The 21,318-nt window shown below is 39.1% G+C and carries 20 protein-coding genes and 1 pseudogene; 12 read left to right on the top strand and 9 right to left on the bottom strand.

Annotated features, from left to right (window positions below; genetic code table 11):
• Nucleotides 1-94: 94 nt before the first annotated feature.
• Nucleotides 95-619, bottom strand: a complete 525-nt coding sequence (locus ABDV70_RS03120) for a GspH/FimT family pseudopilin (protein WP_343595331.1) — start codon at nucleotides 617-619, stop codon at nucleotides 95-97.
• Between the two features lie 362 nt (nucleotides 620-981).
• On the opposite strand from ABDV70_RS03120, the gene omp38 reads away from it, so the two are divergent.
• On the top strand, nucleotides 982-2,052 hold the full coding sequence (gene omp38, locus ABDV70_RS03115) for an outer membrane protein Omp38 (protein WP_343595329.1): 1,071 nt from the start codon (nucleotides 982-984) through the stop codon (nucleotides 2,050-2,052).
• Nucleotides 2,053-2,218: 166 nt separating this feature from the next.
• Nucleotides 2,219-2,341: pseudogene (locus ABDV70_RS03110) on the top strand (IS3 family transposase); the annotation flags it as partial.
• Nucleotides 2,342-2,763: 422 nt separating this feature from the next.
• Here ABDV70_RS03110 and ABDV70_RS03105 read toward each other — a convergent pair.
• The 3 genes from ABDV70_RS03105 to ABDV70_RS03095 are packed head-to-tail and all read right to left on the bottom strand — an operon-like array spanning nucleotide 2,764 to nucleotide 6,695.
• A complete protein-coding gene (locus ABDV70_RS03105; protein ID WP_343595327.1) occupies nucleotides 2,764-4,227 on the bottom strand; it encodes an amino acid permease in 1,464 nt (487 codons plus the stop codon).
• A gap of 15 nt (nucleotides 4,228-4,242) precedes the next feature.
• Nucleotides 4,243-5,262: a class I SAM-dependent methyltransferase gene (locus ABDV70_RS03100; protein WP_343595325.1), complete on the bottom strand. Its 1,020-nt coding sequence runs from the start codon at nucleotides 5,260-5,262 to the stop codon at nucleotides 4,243-4,245.
• A 59-nt stretch (nucleotides 5,263-5,321) separates the two neighbouring features.
• The gene (locus ABDV70_RS03095) at nucleotides 5,322-6,695 is read right to left on the bottom strand and encodes a nucleobase:cation symporter-2 family protein (protein WP_343595323.1); all 1,374 of its coding nucleotides are present in this window, start codon (nucleotides 6,693-6,695) and stop codon (nucleotides 5,322-5,324) included.
• 171 nt (nucleotides 6,696-6,866) lie between these two features.
• On the opposite strand from ABDV70_RS03095, the gene typA reads away from it, so the two are divergent.
• The 3 genes from typA to ABDV70_RS03080 all read left to right on the top strand — a co-directional run bounded on the left by typA (nucleotide 6,867) and on the right by ABDV70_RS03080 (nucleotide 9,738).
• Complete coding sequence (gene typA / locus ABDV70_RS03090; RefSeq protein WP_343595322.1) at nucleotides 6,867-8,702, top strand: translational GTPase TypA; 1,836 nt, start codon at nucleotides 6,867-6,869, stop codon at nucleotides 8,700-8,702.
• Between the two features lie 166 nt (nucleotides 8,703-8,868).
• Nucleotides 8,869-9,300: a large conductance mechanosensitive channel protein MscL gene (gene mscL / locus ABDV70_RS03085; RefSeq protein WP_343595320.1), complete on the top strand. Its 432-nt coding sequence runs from the start codon at nucleotides 8,869-8,871 to the stop codon at nucleotides 9,298-9,300.
• A 72-nt stretch (nucleotides 9,301-9,372) separates the two neighbouring features.
• Nucleotides 9,373-9,738, top strand: a complete 366-nt coding sequence (locus ABDV70_RS03080; RefSeq protein ID WP_343595318.1) for a gamma-glutamylcyclotransferase family protein — start codon at nucleotides 9,373-9,375, stop codon at nucleotides 9,736-9,738.
• Between the two features lie 126 nt (nucleotides 9,739-9,864).
• Here the strand turns inward: ABDV70_RS03080 and ABDV70_RS03075 are convergent, their stop codons facing one another.
• Nucleotides 9,865-10,149, bottom strand: coding sequence for a peptidylprolyl isomerase (locus tag ABDV70_RS03075; RefSeq protein ID WP_343595316.1), 285 nt, complete (start codon nucleotides 10,147-10,149; stop codon nucleotides 9,865-9,867).
• Between the two features lie 14 nt (nucleotides 10,150-10,163).
• Nucleotides 10,164-10,985, bottom strand: coding sequence for a bifunctional DNA-formamidopyrimidine glycosylase/DNA-(apurinic or apyrimidinic site) lyase (gene mutM, locus ABDV70_RS03070; RefSeq protein WP_343595314.1), 822 nt, complete (start codon nucleotides 10,983-10,985; stop codon nucleotides 10,164-10,166).
• A gap of 272 nt (nucleotides 10,986-11,257) precedes the next feature.
• Here mutM and ABDV70_RS03065 point away from each other — a divergent pair, with 272 nt between their 5' ends.
• The 4 genes from ABDV70_RS03065 to ABDV70_RS03050 all read left to right on the top strand — a co-directional run bounded on the left by ABDV70_RS03065 (nucleotide 11,258) and on the right by ABDV70_RS03050 (nucleotide 16,628).
• On the top strand, nucleotides 11,258-13,369 hold the full coding sequence (locus ABDV70_RS03065; RefSeq protein ID WP_343595484.1) for a TonB-dependent receptor: 2,112 nt from the start codon (nucleotides 11,258-11,260) through the stop codon (nucleotides 13,367-13,369).
• Nucleotides 13,370-13,386: 17 nt separating this feature from the next.
• Nucleotides 13,387-14,508: an NADH:flavin oxidoreductase/NADH oxidase gene (locus ABDV70_RS03060; protein ID WP_343595313.1), complete on the top strand. Its 1,122-nt coding sequence runs from the start codon at nucleotides 13,387-13,389 to the stop codon at nucleotides 14,506-14,508.
• A 52-nt stretch (nucleotides 14,509-14,560) separates the two neighbouring features.
• Complete coding sequence (locus tag ABDV70_RS03055; protein WP_343595312.1) at nucleotides 14,561-15,484, top strand: AEC family transporter; 924 nt, start codon at nucleotides 14,561-14,563, stop codon at nucleotides 15,482-15,484.
• A 154-nt stretch (nucleotides 15,485-15,638) separates the two neighbouring features.
• The gene (locus tag ABDV70_RS03050) at nucleotides 15,639-16,628 is read left to right on the top strand and encodes a bile acid:sodium symporter family protein (RefSeq protein ID WP_343595311.1); all 990 of its coding nucleotides are present in this window, start codon (nucleotides 15,639-15,641) and stop codon (nucleotides 16,626-16,628) included.
• Between the two features lie 158 nt (nucleotides 16,629-16,786).
• Here the strand turns inward: ABDV70_RS03050 and ABDV70_RS03045 are convergent, their stop codons facing one another.
• Together ABDV70_RS03045 and ABDV70_RS03040 are read right to left on the bottom strand one after the other, a co-directional pair.
• Nucleotides 16,787-17,503 carry a DsbC family protein gene (locus ABDV70_RS03045; protein ID WP_343595309.1) on the bottom strand — a complete coding sequence of 239 codons (717 nt, stop codon included), beginning with the start codon at nucleotides 17,501-17,503 and terminating at the stop codon, nucleotides 16,787-16,789.
• A 180-nt stretch (nucleotides 17,504-17,683) separates the two neighbouring features.
• Nucleotides 17,684-18,409 (bottom strand): folate-binding Fe/S cluster repair protein, encoded by a 726-nt coding sequence (locus ABDV70_RS03040; RefSeq protein WP_343595307.1) that lies wholly within the window; start codon nucleotides 18,407-18,409, stop codon nucleotides 17,684-17,686.
• 362 nt (nucleotides 18,410-18,771) lie between these two features.
• On the opposite strand from ABDV70_RS03040, the gene ABDV70_RS03035 reads away from it, so the two are divergent.
• From ABDV70_RS03035 to ABDV70_RS03025, 3 genes are all read left to right on the top strand, one after another.
• Entirely contained in the window at nucleotides 18,772-19,110 is a 339-nt protein-coding gene (locus tag ABDV70_RS03035) for a YegP family protein (protein ID WP_343595305.1), read from the top strand.
• 149 nt (nucleotides 19,111-19,259) lie between these two features.
• Entirely contained in the window at nucleotides 19,260-19,850 is a 591-nt protein-coding gene (locus ABDV70_RS03030; protein ID WP_343595303.1) for a DUF2939 domain-containing protein, read from the top strand.
• A gap of 1 nt (nucleotide 19,851) precedes the next feature.
• Nucleotides 19,852-20,256 (top strand): NUDIX domain-containing protein, encoded by a 405-nt coding sequence (locus ABDV70_RS03025; RefSeq protein WP_343595301.1) that lies wholly within the window; start codon nucleotides 19,852-19,854, stop codon nucleotides 20,254-20,256.
• Nucleotides 20,257-20,311: 55 nt separating this feature from the next.
• Here ABDV70_RS03025 and ABDV70_RS03020 read toward each other — a convergent pair whose 3' ends face one another.
• On the bottom strand, nucleotides 20,312-21,019 hold the full coding sequence (locus ABDV70_RS03020; RefSeq protein WP_343595299.1) for a nitroreductase: 708 nt from the start codon (nucleotides 21,017-21,019) through the stop codon (nucleotides 20,312-20,314).
• Nucleotides 21,020-21,318 lie beyond the last annotated feature (299 nt).

Raw genomic sequence — 21,318 nt, 5'->3', positions numbered from 1 at the left:
GTTGTAAATAAATTATGTTAATAAAAAACCCTTCTTTCTTTTTTGAAGGGTTTTTTATTTAAGTGTTTCTAGGTAGCGTACTGCGTATTTGTTATTAGCATGTGGTAGATTGAGATTCGTGTCGAACACCACCAACCATATTTAAAATGACTCTGTGCTGTATATTAAGCGATGATGAGCAATAATAAAAACTGCCAATAGAACCTCTTGGTAAACCCGTATCTCCCTGAAATGTAATAGATGAGTTTTTTAAGCTTCCTTTCCAAGACAACGTGCCATATGTGATATTTGTACGATGTTTGGCAATCAATGATTCATTATTGTCTAATATTTTATTTTGATTTTTATCAAAAAATAGAATAAAGCCATAACCCCAATGATCTTGCCCACACTGTTCTAAGTCGGGGCTAGAACATATCACAAGGTTATTATGATGAGTTAAAGCGAGGTGTTTGGCCCGAGAAAGATATTGCTGCAAAAGGGATGGGAGATATTGCGCTTCTTGCTTAGCTTTAAAGTCGTGATAGTAAGGAACTGCTAACGAATATAAAATAGTAAAAATTGCGATCGTGATTGTTAATTCAAATAATGTAATACCATCGTTTCTTTTAAAATGCATAAATGATTAATAATATTGGATATATAATATTTTTGTATTATAAGGTTGTATATTGAAATTTTAAATGATAAAAAAATACGAAAAATGATAGATTGCTGTTAAAATGTGAATCAAAATAGCCATAAGCTTTTCTTTTGTAAGAGTTGAGTGAAAAGTTACCGAATTACAACGGAAATTGTAAGAATTTTTGTCAATAATTCGCTTACTTAGAATTATCAGTCACTTGTGTTGTTGTTTATTGTGATTGATTCATGCAAAATGATGGCTTAAAAAGAACAAACTGGAATAAAGTATTATTTCAGTAAATTGACAAAAATTTTAAGCTACGCTTAAAAACAAATTGTTATCTCTGGAGGATATCCATGAAATTGAGTCGTATTGCTCTTGCTACAGTGCTTGCAGCTTCTCCATTTGTTGCAAATGCAGGTGTTACAGTAACTCCATTGTTACTTGGTTACACTTTCCAAGACACTCAACACAATAATGGCCGTGATCACCTATCAACAGGCCCTGCAGAAATGCAAAATGACCTTGCAGTTGGTGCAGCACTTGGTGTTGAATTAACTCCTTGGTTAGGTTTCGAAACCGAATACATGCAAGTAAAAGGTGACGTTGATCGTACTGTTTCTGGTGCTCAATATAAGCAACAACAAATCAACGGTAACTTCTATGTTACTTCTGATTTGATCACTAAAAACTATGACAGCAAAATCAAACCATATGTATTGTTAGGTGCTGGTCACTATAAATACAAATTTGATGGCGCTACTCCTGATCAATTCGGTCGTACAGGTCGTGGTTTGACTGAACAAGGTACTCTAGGTAACGTTGGTCTAGGTGCTTTCTGGCGCTTGAACGATGCTTTGTCTCTTCGTACAGAAGCACGTGCGACTTATAACATTGATGAGCAATTCTGGAACTACACAGCACTTGCTGGTTTAAACGTAGTGATCGGTGGTCACTTGAAACCTGCTGCTCCAGTTGTTGACGTTCAACCTGTTGCACCAGCACCAGTTCAGGCAGCTCCTCAAGAATTGACTGAAGATTTGAACATGGAACTTCGTGTGTTCTTTGATACAAACAAATCTAACATCAAACCTCAGTACAAACCTGAAATCGCAAAAGTTGCTGAAAAATTGGCTGAATATCCAAATGCAACTGCTCGTATCGAAGGTCACACTGATAACACTGGTCCACGTAAGTTAAACGAACGTTTATCTTTAGCTCGTGCTAACTCTGTTAAATCAGCTCTTGTAAACGAATACAACGTTGATGCATCTCGCTTGTCTACTCAAGGCTTTGCATGGGATCAACCAATCGCTGACAACAATACAAAAGAAGGTCGTGCAATGAACCGTCGTGTATTCGCTACTATCACTGGTAGCCGTACAGTTCTAGCTCAACCTACTCAACAAGCGCCAGCTGCTCAATAATTATTGATCGTTGATGCTTAAAAAAGCGACTCTTGATGGGTCGCTTTTTTTATGTGGGTTATCTACCGTTCTGAAGTGAGTTTACACATAGAAGACTTATTTTATTGAACGTGAACAAAGCCAGAGGGTTCAAGGTACTCAGAGAAATTATTCCTTTGCCTTTAAAATGATGGTGATACAGGAAGTTGAAAAAGGGTAACTTACTTACAAGCAAGTTCAAGTAAAATATGGTATGCAAGGAAGATCAATAGTTCTTGTCTGGCTTCGTAGGTTTGGACAGCAAGATTGGACTTCTAAAATCATGCCAAAATCCTCTAAACGTCAATTCACTCCACAACAAAAAATTCTTCAATTAGAAAAATAATTGGCAAAAGGGAAATTAAAGACTGAATTTGTGGAAGGTGTCTCTATCATCTAGATAACAAATGTGGGAGCGATTTCCCCAAAAAAGCATATCGATTATGTACTCAAAATTGTAAATTTAAAGGTGATTAAGATTTTTATGCTTTTGCAAATGGATGGAGATCATTCATTGTTGAGTGAGTAAAATGCTGGGTCTTGGCTTTTATTTCGATTTTGAAATATTTAAAAGTTTTGCCTTATACAATACATAAATTACATTATAAGTCGTGATATATCGACATGGTGTGTTGTCGAAAATAAAAAAACGCAATCCGTAGATTGCGTTTCGTATGACATCAAAGTTTTGGTTTAGTCATCTTTTTGTGGTTTAACATCCATTTCTGTGTATGGAATAAGCTTGGTTTTATATTTCCACTTATAGCCTAACCAAATGATTAGGAACAATGGAAGTGTAATATAAGTTGCAAGTAATCCTAGCCAATCTATTTTTGAGCCAAGTAGAGCTTGATAATTTTGCCCCAGCATGATGATTGTACATAGAATAAAAGCAAACCAAGGTGCAAAAGGGAAAAATTTTGCACGGTATGCAAGATCTTCGAGTTTATGTCCTTGGGCAATGTATCCCTTGCGGAAACGATAGTGTGAAATCGCGATACCAAGCCAAACGATAAAACCACACATGCCTGACATGTTTAGTAGCCAGTTGTAAATTTCTTGTTTACCAATAAAGCTAGTGAGCAAAGACAAAGCTGCAATCGTTGTTGTAGCATACAAGGCGCGCATCGGTACGCCACGTTTATCGAGTTGTGAGAACCACTTTGGCGCTCGTTTTTCTTTTGCCATATCCCAAAGCATACGGGTTGAAGAATACATTCCCGAGTTACCTGCCGACAGAATGGCAGTAAGAATGACGATATTCATTAGACTTGCAGCAAATGCCAATCCAACTTTTTCATAAAGTAATGTAAAGGGTGAAAGCGCAATATTGTTATTTGTTGCTGCCTGAATTAAACGTGGATCATCATAGCTAACTAAAGTACCGATAATGAAAATACAAACGATATAGAATAAAAGAATACGCCAGAAAATTTGTTTGATGGCAAGTGGAATGGTTTTTTTAGGGTCTTTTGATTCACCTGCGGCCACACCAACCATTTCTGTCCCTTGGAAAGAGAAACCGGCAATCATTGCCACGCCAATCATGGCTTGGAAACCACCGACAAAAGGTGCGTCTTTATATGTCCAGTTTGCAAAAGCATGCATGTTTGGCGTGAGAAAGATTTTTACAATTGTTGCTAAACCAATGATGATAAAAGTGATAATTGCCAAAACTTTAATCAGTGAGAATAAAAATTCACTTTCACCAAAGCCCTTAACGGACATGGCATTGATCATAAAGATGATAATTAAGAATAGGGCACTCCACCAAAAACCTGGAATATCTGGAAACCAAAAACCCATGATCCATTGTGCAGCGACGAGCTCAAAAGCAACCGTGATCGCCCAGTTGTACCAATAGTTCCAGCCTAAAGCAAAACCAAAACCTTCTTCAACATATTTATTACCATAGGTAAAAAATGCACCAGATGTCGGGTTATGTGTTGCTAATTCACCTAAACTAGTCATTAAGAAATAAATCATGAGACCAATTAAGGCATATGCCAGTAATGCACCACCAGGACCTGCGGTTGCAATTGTTGACCCAGAAGCCAAGAATAAGCCTGTGCCAATTGAGCCACCGATAGCAATCATATTCAGATGGCGAGCACCTAACCTTCGTTGTAGGTGCTCAGTTTGATTTGTGTCACTCATCCAGTTTCCTTTTCGTTACTGTTTTGCGCAGGCATGCAATACTTTAAAGCCTTGCTGGTCAGCCTTGACAGTACAATGTCCGAAATGCTGTTCAATTAAAATGGGGTAATTTAAAAAACGGTTTGCCACAATCCACAATTCACCTGTCACAGTCAAATGTCGTTTACTTTGTAGACATAAATTTTCACTGGCTTGGTAATGGGTGTGAATTCCTTGGTGGAAGGGCGGATTGCTGATAAGAGCATCTAATGCAGTTGGTGCATCCTCTATCCCTGTTACAGCTAAAGTTTGTATTTGCCCAGACAGTCCATTTCGGTCACTGCTGATCTCAGTCGATTTGAGCGCAAATGCATCCACGTCTAATGCATAGACTGTATTTTGTGGATTTAATTTTGCCAAAGTACAGCTAATGATACCGGCACCACAGCCAAAGTCGGCGAGTTTACCTGATTTTACTTGGGACAGGTAGGGGAGAAGTACTGCTGTGCCAATATCTAGACGTTCCTGACTAAAAACACCAGGGAGTGCAAAAATTTGAATTTGCTGGGTCTGAACTTGAAGTGAATACGATTTTAACCAGTATTCAAGAGGCTGAATAGGCATGTCTTTTTCTAAACGATAGCACCACAACTGACAATGTCGTGCACTGTCTAATTTGGTTGCCTTACCGTATTTTAAGGTTTGTTTTGCTGCCCCTTCGATTCCGCCTTTTTTCTCCCCAACAAGAAAGACCAAAGTTCCAAGCGCTAAATGACTGGCAATTTGGTACAACACATAGTGAAGTAACTCTTTTGATTTGGGAATAAAGATCACAACCTGATCGAATGTACCCGTAGGGAGTGATGTACCAAAGTGACTGTGCAGTCCTTTTTGTTGTTGGGATTGGAACTCTGCAAAATTCCATGTCCAGATCGTTGTTTGTTGAACTGTCTGGGGAAGTTCGAAAAGTAAAGCATCATTTGGGGCATTGATAAATAAGACATGCCCGTTTAAATGCTCTTGCTGGCGTAGAATAACTTCACTTCGAGGATCCATGAGAGACCTTTTAAAACACAAATGCCCAGAACAATACTGGGCAAAGAATAAAAATGTGGTTACGGGCGTTGTTCTGGAAGAACAAGATTTAAAATTAAAGCAGTAATGCCGCCCGTTGCAACGCCTGAGCTTAAGATATTTCGCAATAATTCTGGTAGATGCTTCAAAAAGTCTGGAACTTGTGCGATACCTAGACCAAGCGCCAAAGAAATTGCAATAATCAGTAATGCACGACGATCAAGTCGGATGCTGGCTAAAATATTAATGCCCGATGCAGCAACAGCACCAAACATGACCATGACAGCTCCGCCTAATACGGCTTGGGGCACAGCTTGAATCAGACCTGCAATTTTAGGGAATAATCCTAAAATGACCAAAAGGCCAGCAATCCATAATCCAACATAGCGACTTGCGACCCCTGTCAGTTGAATAATGCCATTATTTTGGGCGAAAACAGAACTTGGGAATGTATTAAAAATACCTGCCAATAATGAGTTTGCACCATTAACAAGAACGCCCCCTTTAATCCGTTGCATCCAGATTGGGCCGCTCATCGGTTCTTTGGAAATTTGACTTGTTGCGGTGATATCACCAATCGCTTCTAAAGATGTTACAAGATAGATAAAGGCGAGTGGCAAAAAAAGTGACCAGTTAAAATCAATTCCAAAATGTAGCGGTGTTGGCAATTGAAAAACAGGTGCTTGATCGAATGCGGTAAAGTCGAGGTGCCCCATCAGTCCCGCAACAATATAACCAATAATCAGTGCAAATAAAATGGCTGAACTTTTTACCCATAGAATAGAAATCCGATTGAGTAAAATAATGAGTCCAAGCACTAATCCTGACATGATTAAATTGTCTGGGCTGGCAAAACTACCATCTGCCATAGCGCCATATCCACCGCCCATACTGATTAACCCTTCTTTGATTAGGGTTAGACCAATCAGTAAAACCACGATACCTGTCACAAGAGGAGTAATGAGTTTTTTAATCCAAGGTAAAATGCGGGAAACGCCCATTTCGATGAATGCACCTGCAATGACTACACCAAAAATGGCAGCCATCACCTGTTGATACGGTGTACCTTTTGCAATCATCAGGCTGCCGATGGTCATAATCGGTGCAATAAAATTGAAACTTGTCCCTTGTACAATCAGTAAACCAGCACCTAATGGACCAATTTTTTTACTTTGTATAAAAGTTGCAATCCCTGAGATCACCAGTGACATTGATAAAATCATGGTGGTTTCGTGTGCGGGAACTTTTAAGGCACCACAGATGAGTAGTCCCGGCGTTAAGATAGGTACCAATATGGCGAGCAGATGTTGAAATGCTGCTAGCAAAGCATGTGGTAATTTGGGTTTATCATTTAAACCAAAAACTAAATCTGAATGTTGTTCAGACTTATTTGTCGTGGTAGATAAATTAGACATGTGGAGTGAATGGAATGGGCGAAGATGGCTGTATTCTAATCGAGTTACAAAAGTTTATAAAATAAAAAGAGAGTCTGTTTTAAAAAAAAGCAGTGACTCTGGCAACTGTCACTACTCTTTAAGCAGTTTTTTTAGTATAATTTGCCCTCATTTTTAGGCCTATCGAAATCCATGTCAGATATTAAAAATCTCCGTAATATTGCAATTATTGCACACGTCGACCACGGTAAAACGACGCTTGTCGATAAACTTCTTCAGCAATCTGGTGCACTTGGCGACCGTGCAGGCGAGATTGAGCGTGTCATGGACTCGAACGCGCTAGAAAGTGAACGTGGTATTACCATCTTGGCAAAAAACACGGCAATCACTTGGTTGGATAAACGTACTGATACAACATACCGTATCAACATCGTGGATACCCCGGGACACGCCGACTTTGGTGGTGAAGTTGAACGTGTTATGTCGATGGTTGACTGCGTACTTCTTTTGGTTGATGCTCAAGAAGGTCCAATGCCACAAACACGTTTCGTAACGCAAAAAGCGTTCGCACGTGGTTTGAAACCAATCGTGATCATTAACAAAGTAGATAAACCAAGTGCGCGTCCAGACTGGGTTATTGATCAAGTATTTGATTTATTTGATAACTTGGGTGGAACTGACGAACAGTTAGATTTCCCAATCGTATATGCTTCAGGCTTACGTGGTGTTGCAGGTCCTGCACCAGAAGAATTAGCTGAAGACATGACACCATTGTTTGAAACAATTGTTGACATCGTTGAACCACCAGCAGTTGATGTTGATGGTCCATTCCAAATGCAAATTTCATCACTTGACTATAACAGTTTCGTAGGTGTAATCGGTGTTGGTCGTATTCAACGTGGTTCTGTAAAATTAAATACACCTGTGACTGTGATTGATAAAGAAGGCAACACACGTAACGGTCGTATCCTTAAAATCATGGGTTATCACGGTTTAGAGCGTGTTGATGTTGAAGAAGCTTCTGCTGGTGATATCGTATGTATCACAGGTATTGATGCATTAAACATCTCAGACACAATCTGTGATCCAAAAAATGTTGAAGCATTACCAGCATTATCTGTAGATGAACCTACAGTTTCGATGACTTTCCAAGTAAACAACTCTCCGTTTGCTGGTAAAGAAGGTAAATTCGTAACGTCACGTAATATTCGTGAACGTCTTGACCGTGAATTGATTCATAACGTCGCTTTACGTGTTGAAGACACTGACAGTCCAGACCGTTTCAAAGTATCTGGTCGTGGTGAACTTCACCTTTCAGTATTAATTGAAAACATGCGTCGTGAAGGCTTCGAAATGGGCGTATCACGTCCACAAGTAATCATCAAAGAAATTGATGGTGAAAAACAAGAACCATATGAAAACGTAACTTTTGACGTTGAAGAACAACATCAAGGTGCGGTAATGGAACAAATGGGTCACCGTAAAGGCGAAATGACCAATATGGAAGTTGACGGTAAAGGCCGTATCCGTATTGAAGCAACTGTTCCTTCACGCGGTCTAATCGGTTTCCGTTCTGAATTCTTGACCATGACTTCTGGTACAGGAATCATGACTTCAAGCTTCTCTCACTATGGTCCTGTGAAACAAGGTACTGTTGCGAAACGTCAAAACGGTGTGTTGATTTCTATGGTTCAAGGGACTTGCTTGGGCTATGCGTTGTTCGGTTTACAAGACCGTGGTCGTTTATTCGCTAAACCTCAGTTAGAAGTTTACGAAGGAATGATCGTAGGGATTAACTCTCGTTCAGACGATATGGTTGTTAACCCAACGAAAGCGAAACAGTTAACAAACGTTCGTGCATCTGGTACAGATGATGCGTTGACATTGGTTCCTGCAATTGAATACACGCTTGAACAAGCGCTTGAATTTATTGAAGATGATGAGTTGGTAGAAGTAACACCAAAATCAATTCGTATTCGTAAGCGTTATTTGACTGAAAACGAACGTAAGCGTAACCGCGATAAATAAGTTTTCTTGAGCGTTAAAAAAAACCGCTAATGCTAATTAGCGGTTTTTTTGTATAAAATTCTCTACAAAGCATTGGCAAATTTTCAAAACCAAGTAAATTAGATGGAAATACATACATAATATATACCATATTATATAACTCAGATGAAAAGCGCTGGAGATTGAAATGAGTATTTTAAAAGAGTTCCGTGAGTTTGCTGTTAAAGGGAATATGATCGATTTAGCCGTGGGTGTCATCATTGGTGGTGCATTTGGTAAAATCGTGGATTCTTTGGTTAAAGATATTTTTATGCCGATTATTACCCTTATTACAGGGGGAGGGGTCGACTTTACACAAAAGTTTATCGTACTGGGCAATAATCCTAATAACTTACAATCTCTAGCCGAGCTTCAAAAGGCAGGGGTTAACGTATTGACTTATGGTAACTTCCTAACCATCTTAATTAACTTTATTATTTTGGCTTGGGTTGTCTTTATTATGGTGAAATTAATTAATAGAATGCGCCGTAAACAAGAAGCAGAAGCTGCTCCAGCACCTGTTGCAACACCAGAAGATATTCAATTGCTTCGTGAAATTCGCGATGCTTTGAAAAAGTAAGCAAGATAAAAAGAGAAACGGCACATTTAGGTGCCGTTTTTTATCGTAAATTTTTAAAGATAAAAGGTCAAAATGGATCATCTTTTCGTATATGGCACTTTACGTCCTCAGCATGAAAATGCCTATCTATTGGAAAATATTGGTGGAATCTGGCAAGAGGCTAGCGTAGATGGCACAGTACATATCTTGGATTGGGGGCCTGATCAGGGTTTATTTGCCGTTATTCTAGATGGAACACCTACTGGCGTTGAAGGCTATATTTTTTCATCAGACAAGTTGCAAAATCATTGGCAAATGCTAGATGATTTTGAGGGCTTTCAATATCAGCGGGTTCAAACACATGCTCAGTTACAGACAGGTGAAACGATAGAGGTTTGGATTTATGTGATGAATCCGCATGCAAAAACCAACACTTCATTTGATGCAACAGAACATTGAAATTTTGAGGGTATTTTTATTGCCACGATGTGATGAAACGTTCATTTTGTAATGATCATATTCCAACTGTGCGTGTACGTTTCAAAAATACCCATCATAAAAACATAAGTGTTTGGTCAAAAGATCTTAAAAATCTGTGCGGAATTTTACTTCAAGTAAGTGAAAACCAAATTGGCTTTTGACTGGGCCGTGCAACACTCTTTCTGCTGCTGAGAAAACCAGACGGTCAATAATAGGAACAAGTTGTCCTTTTCTGACTTCACCTAATTCTCCACCACGTTTTGCCGAATTACAGGTCGAGTACTGTTTGGCAATTTTTGCAAAGTCGCTACCTGCCTGAATTTTTTGTTTCAGTTGCTCAGCTAGATTTTTATCTTTTACCAAGATATGTCGGACAATGGCTGTTTGCATGCATGTACTCCTTGCTAAACAGATGCTTTTTTAAATGGCTGACAGTGAGGACAAAACACACTGGCACGTTGACCTAATTTTATGTTCTCGAGAGTGGTTTCGCAGTTGACACACATTTCTCCTGCACGACCATAAGCCAAAAGCGTTTGCTGAAAATAACCGTTTTCTCCCATAGCATTACTATAGTCTCTGAGGGTTGAGCCTCCAAGGGTAATGGCTTGTTGCAAGATACGCTTGATCTCAGAAACCAGTTTTTCAATTTGATCAAAACTTAGAGAGTGTGCAGGCTGTGCGGGATGAATTCCCAAGTTGAAAAGACTTTCAGTTGCGTAGATATTTCCCACACCGACAACAATATGATTATCCATGATTGCAATTTTTATGCCGATTTTTTTAGTTTTTAGTTTTTCAAATAAATCATCAGCATTAAAGTCGGTTGTGAGTGGTTCGGGGCCAAGAGGATCCAGCAGTTTTTTTTGATTTTCATCATTGAGCCAAACAATGCAGCCAAAACGACGAGGGTCGTGGTAACGTAGTTGCAGTTGGTCAAACTGAATAATTAAATGATCATGTTTACGAAGCTCATCTTCTGAATGGCAAATCCGAAAACTACCCGACATTCCTAAATGCCACAACATACTGTGCTTTTCAAAACGTGCAATGATGTATTTTGATCGGCGGTAAAGTTGTAGAAGTTTTTGTCCTTTTAATAAGGCAATATCTTCAGGAATAGGCCATCTTAATTGACCATTTCTGACAAGAATACCTTGAACAGTTTGTCCTAATAAAGGCTCCAGACTAGTTTTAGTCGTTTCAACTTCGGGTAATTCAGGCATGAGAATGTCAATGTAAAAAAAGATTATTGTACGTGAACAATGGCATTGTGTGAAATGTGTATGTATTAAAGACAAAGCTGTTGCTTGAGTTCAATGCTGGGGATTAATACAATAAGTAATAGTTTCTCTATATTATATTTTGACTTCTGATCAGGATGTTGTTGCAGAACGATTTTTATATAACATATCCTTTAATGGAAAATTCCCACTCTCCCCAAAACCAGGTTGCGAAAATGTATTCTGATCCAAATATTAAATTTCCCAAAAGTACGATGCTGTTGTTATCTTTATGTGTGACGCAGCAATTGTATGCACAGGAGGCGGATGATCATAATGTTGCACAATTACCGACCATTAAAGTAGAAGCAACGCATACAGATACATCGTATTTACAGACGCCTGCTTCGGTTTTTCGGGTAGATGCTCCACAACAACAAAATAGCTTAGGCGTTAATTTAACTGAGGTGCTACAAGGGGTTCCAAGTGTTCAGCTAAATAACCGTGAAAACTATGCGCAAGATTTGCAACTTTCGATGCGAGGTTTCGGGGCACGTTCGACATTTGGCGTTCGTGGGATTCGTTTATATGTCGATGGAATTCCTGCAACCATGCCCGATGGTCAGGGGCAAACATCAAATATTGATTTACACAGTTTAGACCATTTAGAGGTTTTGACTGGGCCATTTTCATCGTTATATGGGAACTCTTCTGGTGGCGTTGTGATGGCGACCACCAAAGAAGGAAAAGGTCCTGATTCAATTACGATGGGGTATGCTGGCGGCAGTGATCAGCGTAGTAGTAGCTCGCTGATCTTGCAAGGTGGTGCAAAACACGATAATGAACCGAGTTATGTGGTGAGTTCATCTTATTTTGACACCAACGGTTATCGTGACCATAGTGCCGCAGATAAAGTACTCAATAATGCCAAATTGACTTGGAACTTAACCGATGGTAGCAAAATTAATTGGGTGACCAATTATGTCAAAATCCATGCACAAGATCCTCAAGGGCTAAGCTATCAACAATGGCAACAAAATCCTAAACAGATGAATGATGCTCAAAATATTTATAATGTGCGCAAAGACATTCAGCAGACCCAAACAGGCATAACATGGTCAAAACCGATTAATGATCATAATGAACTGTATGCTATGGCGTATGTGGGCAATCGTCAGGTCACACAGTACCAATCTATTCCAAATACTGCACAGTTAAATAAAAATCATGCAGGTGGGGTGATTGACTTTAGCCGTAATTATTATGGTGCAGATTTCCGTTGGACAGGAAAGGAACTATTACCGAATACCACTGTAAATGTTGGTTTGGCTTTGGATGCAATGGATGAAGACCGTAAAGGATATGAAAACTTTACGATGGTGAGTGGTAAACCATCGTATGGAGTGAAAGGTAATTTACGCCGTGATGAAGACAACACCCTTTGGAATGCCGACCCATATATGCAAGCTTCTTGGCAATTCTTACCGACTTGGCGTTTGGATACTGGTGTGCGGTATAGCAATGTGCATTATAAATCTAAAGACCATTTCTTAAGTAATGGTGATGATAGCGGTAAAACTGAATACTCTAAAACTTTGCCTTCGGCAGCGTTAAGCTGGCAAATTCAGCCAGATTTATTGGCATATATTAGTTATACCAAAGGCTTTGAAACCCCAACCTTTACCGAGATGGCCTATCGTACAGATGGTGGGACAGGTTTTAACTTTGATTTACGACCATCAAGCAGTGACAACTATGAGTTAGGGTTGAAGTCGAATAATGTATTGGGTAATTTCACACTTGCACTATTCCAAAGTAAAACTCAAAATGACATTGTTTCAGCAGGGTCTTCTAATGGACGTTCAACATTCCGTAATGCTGATAAAACATTGCGTGAAGGCGTAGAGGTGTCGTGGAATAAAAAACTATGGAAAGACTTAACAGCTCAAGCCAGTTATAGCTATTTAGATGCAAAATTTGATAGTAATACCTCTGCAATATATGATCAAAAAACAGGGAAGTTGGTTGCTAATGCAATTAACAAAGATGCCTATATCCCAGGTATTGCTAAAAATCAGGCATATTTAGGTTTAGGCTGGAAGCCAGAACAAGGTCTATATGGTGGGGTAGATGTACATTATATGGATAAGATTTTTGCAGATGACCAAAATACCTCAATTGCACCAAGTTATACTACAACAGCTTTAAATGTAGGATATAGCTGGAAAATGAAAGATTGGGCGTTTAATACCTATGCCCGTGTAGATAATCTTTTTGATAAAAAATATATTGGTTCTGTGATTGTAAATGACAGTAATGGACGTTATTTTGAACCAGCAGAAGGACGGAATTGGAGCGCAGGGCTAAGTATTACAAAACAATTTTAATCGGGGATAAGTGATCAATGCCACAGTTATTTCAACCCATTCAGTTTGGTGGGCTAGAACTTAGTAATAAAATTATTATTGCACCAATGTGCCAATATTCAGCGACCGAACAGGGTGAAGTCAGCTATTGGCACGAACAGCAATGGGCAAGTTATGCACTATCTGGTGCGGGGCTGTGCATCATTGAAGCAACGGCTGTTCAACCACAAGGTCGAATTTCTTTTGCTGATTTGGGGTTATGGAACGATCAGCAACGAGATCAGATTAAAATCTTACTGAACAAAGTAAAAAGTTTGTCACCGATGCCTTTTGCAGTGCAATTGGGACATGCTGGGCGTAAGGCATCGACAGATAAACCATGGCTTGGACGAGGGCAGTTCTCTCCTCAAGATACACATGGTTGGCAAACGGTTGCGCCAAGTGTGATTGCTTTTAATGAGCAAGACATGCAACCTCATGCGCTTACGCTTGAGGAAATAGCGCAAATCAAAACTGATTTTGCTCAAGCTGCGGTGCGTGCAGTTGAAGCAGGATTTGATTTGATTGAGGTTCATGCTGCACATGGTTATTTGCTGCATCAATTTATGTCGCCACTTTCAAATCAGCGTCAGGACCAATATGGTGGGAGTCTGGAAAACCGTATTCGTTTCACGTTAGAGGTTATTCGGGCCATTCAGGCTGTTGTGCCAACGGGTTATCCAGTGGGTGTGCGTATTTCTGCAACAGACTGGATGGAATATGCTGGCGAGCCAAGTTGGGATTTGGTTTCAAGTCTTGCACTAGCCAAACAACTTGAACAACTGAATGTGGCTTATATTCATGTTTCTAGTGGTGGTTTACATGCCCGTCAGGAAATTGATATTGAGCCCAATTATCAGGTTGGATTTGCCGAAGCCATCAAGGCAGAGGTGAAAACTCCAATTATTGCCGTTGGTTTGATTACCGAAGCACAGCAGGCGGAATTGATTGTACGTGGTGGACAAGCAGACGCGATTGCGGTTGCTCGGGCAATATTGTACGACCCACGTTGGCCTTGGCATGCTGCGGCTGCTTTCGGTGTAAAAATGGAAGTTGCACCGCAATATCTGCGTTGCCAACCTCACGGTTTCCGCCATTTGTTACAACCTTTTCATCAGTGATGATAAAAGAGCATTTAAAATAGAATTTAAATGCTCTTTTTTTGAGGTCGCTTTGTTATTTAGTATCTTATTCCCCATTTTTCTGTGCATATCCTTAGGTTATGTCAGTGTCCGTCTAAATCTGTTCACACCTGAGCAAATCAAGGGGCTTGGGGCATTTGTTATTAAAATTGCACTACCTGCTTATATCCTACATGCACTTGCAAGTAAAAATTTAAAAGAAATATGGCTACCGAGTTATTTGATTGCGTATATGGGCGGGTCATTATTGGTGTTTGGTAGTGCATATCTGTTATACCGCTATTATTTTAGAAATACGCTTACTCAATCTGCGGTACTTTCCATGGGTGCTGCAATGTCTAATACCGGGCTGATTGGGACAGCAATTTTACCTTTATTAATGGCAAGCCATGCTGTCGTTTATATTTCACTGACTTTGATGATCGAAAATCTGGTCATGATTACGATGGTTTTACTCTTGGCTGAAGCGGGTCTTCATGGACAGGCACGTACCGATATCATGTTAAAAAAAACCATGGCAAACCTGATCAAAACGCCGTTGGTGGTTGCCATTCTTATTGCAGTTTTTTGTGTGTTATTTGAAGTTCATTTACCCCCACTTTTAGATCAGGTACTTAAAAATATCGGACAAAGTGCCTCTCCATTAGCACTTTTTGTGATTGGTGGTAGTTTGGTTGGTCTTGGTTTTAAAACAATAAATATTCAGGTTTTATCCGTTGTCTTTTCGAATATCTCAATTATGCCATTGGTGATATATGGCATGTTCAGTATTTTGCCTAATGTGTCAGATGAAATGAAACATGCAGGTACGCTGATAGCAGCTCTCCCGATGCCGATTATTTTTGGGATTTTAGGGCAGATCTATAATCTGGAAAAACAGGCGCTTAGTGCTTTGATGCTCAGTACTATACTGGGATTTGTTGGGGTAAGTATTTTAATCATGCAGTGGTGGTAACGGGTGATAATTAACCGCCTTTGTTGGCTTTTTCTAAATGGTGTTCCCAAATATACCCAGATAAACGATAGTCTGCTTTAATGTTTGTTTTAAATATGTTTTTATAACACAACATTTTATTTTATAAATACTCTGGATAAACAGGGAAGTATGAATGACAAGACCACGTTTTCTACCCGATAATTTTAGTTTAATGATTATGGGTATGGTAATTTTGGCCAGCATTGTCCCGATTTATGGGCAGGCTGCGGTCATATTTAATCATCTGACAAATTTTGCGATTGCACTGTTATTTTTTTTACATGGTGCCAAGCTTTCTAGAGAAGCTGTTATTGCAGGATTGACCCATTGGCGGCTGCATTTATTTATTTTTGCATCCACGTTTGTAATGTTTCCGATTCTCGGGCTGGTTTTAAAACCTGTTATAGAACCATTATTGGGACATCAACTGTATTTAGGGATTCTTTACGTCTGTATGTTGCCCTCTACAGTGCAATCGTCGATTGCTTTTACTTCAATCGCCAAAGGAAATGTGCCCGCAGCGTTATGTAGTGCATCTGCTTCAAATTTATTGGGCATGTTTATTACACCGTTTTTGGTGAGTTTATTCATTGCACAATCGATGCATCAAGGGGCGAGTGGTTCAGGGGATGCGGTACTTAATATTGTCATGCTGCTCTTGGTACCATTTATTTTAGGGCAAATCTGCCGAGCTAAAATTTTTCCTTGGCTAAAAGAACGTGCTGTTGTGGTTAAAGCAGTCGACCAAGGTTCAATCTTAATGGTTGTATATGCGGCATTTAGTGAAGCTGTCATTGAAGGAATTTGGCATCAAGTGTCGATTGAAACGCTCGTTGCTTTGGTATTGATATGCTGTGGGTTGCTTGCGATTGTGATGATTTTACTTAGCTATTCAAGTAAAGCATTTGGTTTTAATCGTGCAGACCGAATTGCGATTTTATTTTGTGGTTCTAAAAAGACTTTGGCAAGTGGTGTCCCAATGGCAAAAATCATTTTTGCTGGGCAACCGATAGGCTTGATTTTATTGCCATTGATGTTATTTCACCAAATTCAATTAATTGTCTGCGGCATTCTTGCCAGTCGTTTTGCACAGCAAAGTATATCAGAAGATCAGGGCGAATAAAGCCTTTAAAAAGCATTTAATTTAAACCGACCCGAGGCTATTTGCCAGATTTTCGAAAATGAGCTGTAAGGTCGGGGCAGAACGATTTCATTCGGATTTGTCATTTTCGTTCATCATCAACGTATGAGGGAAATAGAGACAAATCCGAAGAAAAAAATTTATTTGGCTGCTGAATCTAATAACTGGTTAATATCACTCGCTGATTGAGCACCAGAGATACGATTACCATTTTGCAGGAAGAAAGTTGGTGTTCCATCAACATTTAACTTTTTACCTAGTTCTAGATTTTTAGCAATCGGAGTACTACAGCTTTTGCTGGCAGTCGGTTGTTGATGATTTAACACATAATTTTCCCAAGACTGATAAGGTGTTTTTGAGCACCAGACCTGCGTTGCAATTTTTTCTGCATTTGGGTGAAGTGTGGTTAATGGGTATAAAAATAGATAGATAGTGACATTATCCACTTTTTGCAATTCTTTTTCTAAGGCTTGGCAATATGGGCAATCAGGGTCACTGAATAAATACATGACACGTTTACCATTGCCTTTTACATGTTTAATCGCTTGTTGCAATGGCAGCGTTTTAACATCAATTTTTGTCAATTCTTGTTGACGCACCGACGTTAAATTCACTTTGTTCTTTAGATCAACCAAATTACCTAAAAAGAAATAACGTGCATCGTTATTGGTATAGACAATTTGTCCATCCATATACACTTCATAGATGTCTGGAACAGGTGTGGCTTGTACCGATTGAACCTGAATGTCTGGAAAGTTGGTTTTTATATTGTGTTCAACTGTTTTTGAGTCAGCATGAGCTGCCGTGATTGCAGCGAGGCTTAGACCAAGCGCAGTAAATAATGGTTTGATATTCATGGTAAATCTTTCATAAAAGTAAGCTTAAGAGGGTTTATAGAATATAAATCTAAGCTTGTCCTTAAAATAAGTCTAAAGAACTGTATTTTTTTATAAATGAACTAAACAAAATATGTCTAAAGACAGGCGTGATGATGTTTGGAGACACACGCTTAAAACGTGTAGTCCCCAAAAAATTCCTTAACTTTGTGGTCTTGCAACATCGCCGTTTAAGCTTTCTGGTAGGTTTAAAATGCTTAAACCAAGTGGTGCTAGTGCATCTGGCTTTGCGACAACCAAAGCTTTAAAGCCATCTGCATCGGCAATGCTATTAACGACTTGAACATCGGCATTTAATTTTTCACCCGCTTGAGGTGCGACACCTTGACCCTGTACCAAGTGTAACCAATGTTTCGGTTTGGCTTTAAACCAAAGGCGAGCAACAATTTCTTGTCCTAGATAACAGCCTTTATCATAATGAACACCTTCACGCTGATGCAGGCGTAACTCTTGAGGTTGGAACTCGTGTGCGGTTGCCTGACGTATAAATGCCTGACCCTGTTCAATCGCTTGCAATTGCCAAGTTATAACATCCGTAATTTCAGGGCTAAACTGCGTTGAATCTGCTGTGATTTCTGGATAAACCTGTGTTGGGTCAGACAGCGTCATTTTAGAAAAAGCCCCATATTTTCGGATATGTTTGGCGAATTCTTCACTTTGGTCTTGTGTCACCACAATTTCAAAATGTTCAGCAGACTGCTTGGTTAACCATAGTCCAAACTGGATACGACCCTTTAAATCACAAATGGCTGTATAGCGGGGTGTTGCTGTTGCAAGGCGATCTACATGTAATGTGACTTGTCCCTGCAAAAATTTGAGTGCATCTACACCTTGTAGCTGATAACGAATAAACGCTAAATGGTTCATATAAGCTTTCAAGTCAAAATGAAAAGATAGGACTATTGTGGACGAATTTGAGAAAAAATTCAGCTTTTGTCTGAAAGGAAAATCACCCCAGTATGTATGAACGATAAAGCAGATGAAAATAATAAGGATGATTAAAAAACCAAAAGTAAGGAAAGATCTAGAAAAATAGCATTTGCTTACAAAATGTACACTTTCTCCGAATTATATTCTCTTATATTAAGGTCAGTTGATTGTTTTGCTATGTTTGTGAAGATGGCTATTTTTTAGTTGATCACACAAGTTATGGATTAAATGTCAACATATCTTAAGCCAATCACCAAAGTGATAAAACTATAGACAAACAAGCAGAAAAAGAGGTGGGTATGAGTGGATGGTATGAAATTTCTCAAGCATCTGATGGACAGTATCGTTTTGTACTAAAAGCAGGAAATGGCGAAGTTATTCTCACAAGTGAGTTATATAAAGCCAAAGCATCGGCAGTTAATGGTATTCAGTCTGTACAAACCAATAGCCCTAATGATGTACGATATGATCCGCTGACAGCAAAAAATGGCAAGGCCTATTTCAATTTAAAGGCGGCAAATCATCAAATTATTGGCACAAGCCAAATGTATAGTACCGAACAAGCACGAGATAAAGGCATTGCCTCTGTAAAAAACAATGGCATTACACAAACGATTAAAGATCTAACACTGGGTTAAAATGAATTCCGTTACATTATGGTCTGTTGACAATTCATTTATACTTGGACAATGGGGTCTGAGCCGATAACACAAGTCGTTTATTAAATGTCAACAGACCCTAAGCATGCTTAGGCATGCTTTTTTTATGATGAGTAGCAGGAATATTTATGAAGAAGTGGCTTCTCAGTCTAATGGTAATGTTTAGCCTGATTTTGATCACCTGGATTGCATCGCCTTACTGGATGCTTTATCAGCTCAGACAAGCGTATCAACAACATCAATCTGAAAAAATATCAGGTTATATTGATTATGAACAAGTCAGAACTAGCCTAAAGCCGCAGATCGAAAAAGCACTTTTACTACATTTAAAAACAGGGCAGAGTCAAAACAGTAATCCTTGGTATAACACTATTCGGGATGTATTGGACAGTCACATTAGCCAGCGTGTTTTAGATTTGCTGGTTTCTAATCAGACCATACAATTACTGATGGAAGGGAAACAGCTCTCAAAAATGATTCCTCATTTTGAAGTGGCAAAAGAGCGTCTTTCGGCACCCAATATGTTGCAAGCCAGCACCATTACCCATGCAAACACGGCAGAAAAAGAAGATGATTCAATTCGCTATCAAACAAGTTATTTATCGCCCAATCGTTTTGCGGTGAAATTAATACGCCATGATGACAAACAAACGACTTTTATTTTTGCCCGTCATGGATGGCAATGGAAAATGATATCGATTGATTTAGGGTTAGATTAAGATGTCATTTCATGATTTATATCGTATGAGTTCACATGCGGTGATCACCAACACAGAAAAGCAGGTGTTATTGTTGAAGGCAACCTATGCCGATGCTGCTTGGGGACTTCCGGGTGGGGGCTTAGATGTTGGGGAAACGATACATCAAGCATTAATTCGTGAATGCAAAGAAGAATTGGGCTGCGATATTGAAATTTTATATTTAAGCGGGGCTTATTTTCATCCCACAGTGCATTCACATGCGTTTATTTTTCGTTGTCAGTTCAAACAAAATCAACAGATTCAACTGAGTCATGAACATTCGGCTTATCAATGGTTTGATGTCACGGAACTAAGCCCTGTACAACAAATTAGAGTTCAAGATTGTTTAACATTTAATGGTGAAGTTCGTAGCCAAAGTTTTTAGCGACAAATAAAAAGGTCAGGTACATGGACAGAACCTGACCTAATTTAATAAAAAATTATTGATCTAAAAAAACTGCAAAGTTTTCTACAGGTTCACGTGGTGTTATAAAACTGTTCACTAATGCGTCAGGATCTGCATAACCTAAAGCAACGGTACATACCAGCTCTTCATCCGCTGAGGCATTTAAAACATCAAGGACAATCGGGTGGAAATGATTCCATGCCGCTTGCGGGCAAGTATCTAGTCCTCTTGCTTTTGCCGCAATCATTACATTTTGAATCATCATGGCGATATCCATTTTGGAACCGATTCCCATGGCTTTATTGACTGTGAAATAGAGTCCTACAGGTGCATCAAACAACTTAAAGTTCCTGAGTTGTTGTGCTGCCATTTTTTCCTTTTCGCCACGTTGAATATTGAGTAATCCATATAGCCCCCAACCATTTTCACGACGACGATCAATAAAAGGAGAAATCCATGTTTCAGGATAATATGCAAAAGTTTCTTTATATTGTTGAGCGAGTTCGGGATTCGCATTCACTTCAAGTTGAGCTTTACAGACTCGGTCAACCATTTCATCTCGTTTTTTGCCTGAAACAACGTACACTTTCCATGGCTGCGTATTGGTTCCAGAAGGGGCACGGCTTGCAACACGTAATATATCTTGGATGATTTCTGGGCTAACTTGGGTATCTAAAAAAGCCCGAACAGAATGGCGTGAAACAATGGCTTCATCAACGAGTTGAATCTGATCCGAATTCATGGTGACTCCTTTATTTAATCTTTTCGTTTTGGGCAATATAAACGATCTCGCCTAGCACTGGCTAGTTGAATCATTACAAATTGAGAGAAAACAACAATGTCTATCAGATCATTAACAATAACTTTAAGATGCGCAGGCTGAAATGAAATAATGTTTTATTTTTAAGCACCAAAACAAAGCGTAAAAATGTGCATTAGGTCTTAAAATAAAAAAATAGCACACAAAATAGTGCAAAAAATAAGAAAAAAGTTGGATTAATGACATGAATCAGTATAATTGCGTTTTTTTGAAGCCTAATT

Origin of the sequence: Acinetobacter sp., from assembly GCF_039596015.1 — a bacterium.
Lineage (GTDB): Bacteria > Pseudomonadota > Gammaproteobacteria > Pseudomonadales > Moraxellaceae > Acinetobacter.
This window is presented reverse-complemented; position numbering and strand designations above follow the sequence as displayed.

What these genes read in the sequence shown, in the direction of transcription:
- ABDV70_RS03060 (WP_343595313.1), top strand. Translation starts at nt 13,387, where the DNA reads ATGCCACAGTTATTTCAACCCATTCAGTTTGGTGGGCTAGAACTTAGT.
- ABDV70_RS03075 (WP_343595316.1), bottom strand. Translation starts at nt 10,149, where the DNA reads ATGCAAACAGCCATTGTCCGACATATCTTGGTAAAAGATAAAAATCTA.
- ABDV70_RS03065 (WP_343595484.1), top strand. Translation starts at nt 11,258, where the DNA reads ATGCTGTTGTTATCTTTATGTGTGACGCAGCAATTGTATGCACAGGAG.
- ABDV70_RS03035 (WP_343595305.1), top strand. Translation starts at nt 18,772, where the DNA reads ATGAGTGGATGGTATGAAATTTCTCAAGCATCTGATGGACAGTATCGT.
- ABDV70_RS03025 (WP_343595301.1), top strand. Translation starts at nt 19,852, where the DNA reads ATGTCATTTCATGATTTATATCGTATGAGTTCACATGCGGTGATCACC.
- typA (WP_343595322.1), top strand. Translation starts at nt 6,867, where the DNA reads ATGTCAGATATTAAAAATCTCCGTAATATTGCAATTATTGCACACGTC.
- ABDV70_RS03040 (WP_343595307.1), bottom strand. Translation starts at nt 18,409, where the DNA reads ATGAACCATTTAGCGTTTATTCGTTATCAGCTACAAGGTGTAGATGCA.
- ABDV70_RS03045 (WP_343595309.1), bottom strand. Translation starts at nt 17,503, where the DNA reads ATGAATATCAAACCATTATTTACTGCGCTTGGTCTAAGCCTCGCTGCA.
- mscL (WP_343595320.1), top strand. Translation starts at nt 8,869, where the DNA reads ATGAGTATTTTAAAAGAGTTCCGTGAGTTTGCTGTTAAAGGGAATATG.
- mutM (WP_343595314.1), bottom strand. Translation starts at nt 10,985, where the DNA reads ATGCCTGAATTACCCGAAGTTGAAACGACTAAAACTAGTCTGGAGCCT.
- ABDV70_RS03030 (WP_343595303.1), top strand. Translation starts at nt 19,260, where the DNA reads ATGAAGAAGTGGCTTCTCAGTCTAATGGTAATGTTTAGCCTGATTTTG.
- ABDV70_RS03120 (WP_343595331.1), bottom strand. Translation starts at nt 619, where the DNA reads ATGCATTTTAAAAGAAACGATGGTATTACATTATTTGAATTAACAATC.
- ABDV70_RS03080 (WP_343595318.1), top strand. Translation starts at nt 9,373, where the DNA reads ATGGATCATCTTTTCGTATATGGCACTTTACGTCCTCAGCATGAAAAT.
- ABDV70_RS03020 (WP_343595299.1), bottom strand. Translation starts at nt 21,019, where the DNA reads ATGAATTCGGATCAGATTCAACTCGTTGATGAAGCCATTGTTTCACGC.
- ABDV70_RS03050 (WP_343595311.1), top strand. Translation starts at nt 15,639, where the DNA reads ATGACAAGACCACGTTTTCTACCCGATAATTTTAGTTTAATGATTATG.
- ABDV70_RS03095 (WP_343595323.1), bottom strand. Translation starts at nt 6,695, where the DNA reads ATGTCTAATTTATCTACCACGACAAATAAGTCTGAACAACATTCAGAT.
- ABDV70_RS03100 (WP_343595325.1), bottom strand. Translation starts at nt 5,262, where the DNA reads ATGGATCCTCGAAGTGAAGTTATTCTACGCCAGCAAGAGCATTTAAAC.
- ABDV70_RS03105 (WP_343595327.1), bottom strand. Translation starts at nt 4,227, where the DNA reads ATGAGTGACACAAATCAAACTGAGCACCTACAACGAAGGTTAGGTGCT.
- omp38 (WP_343595329.1), top strand. Translation starts at nt 982, where the DNA reads ATGAAATTGAGTCGTATTGCTCTTGCTACAGTGCTTGCAGCTTCTCCA.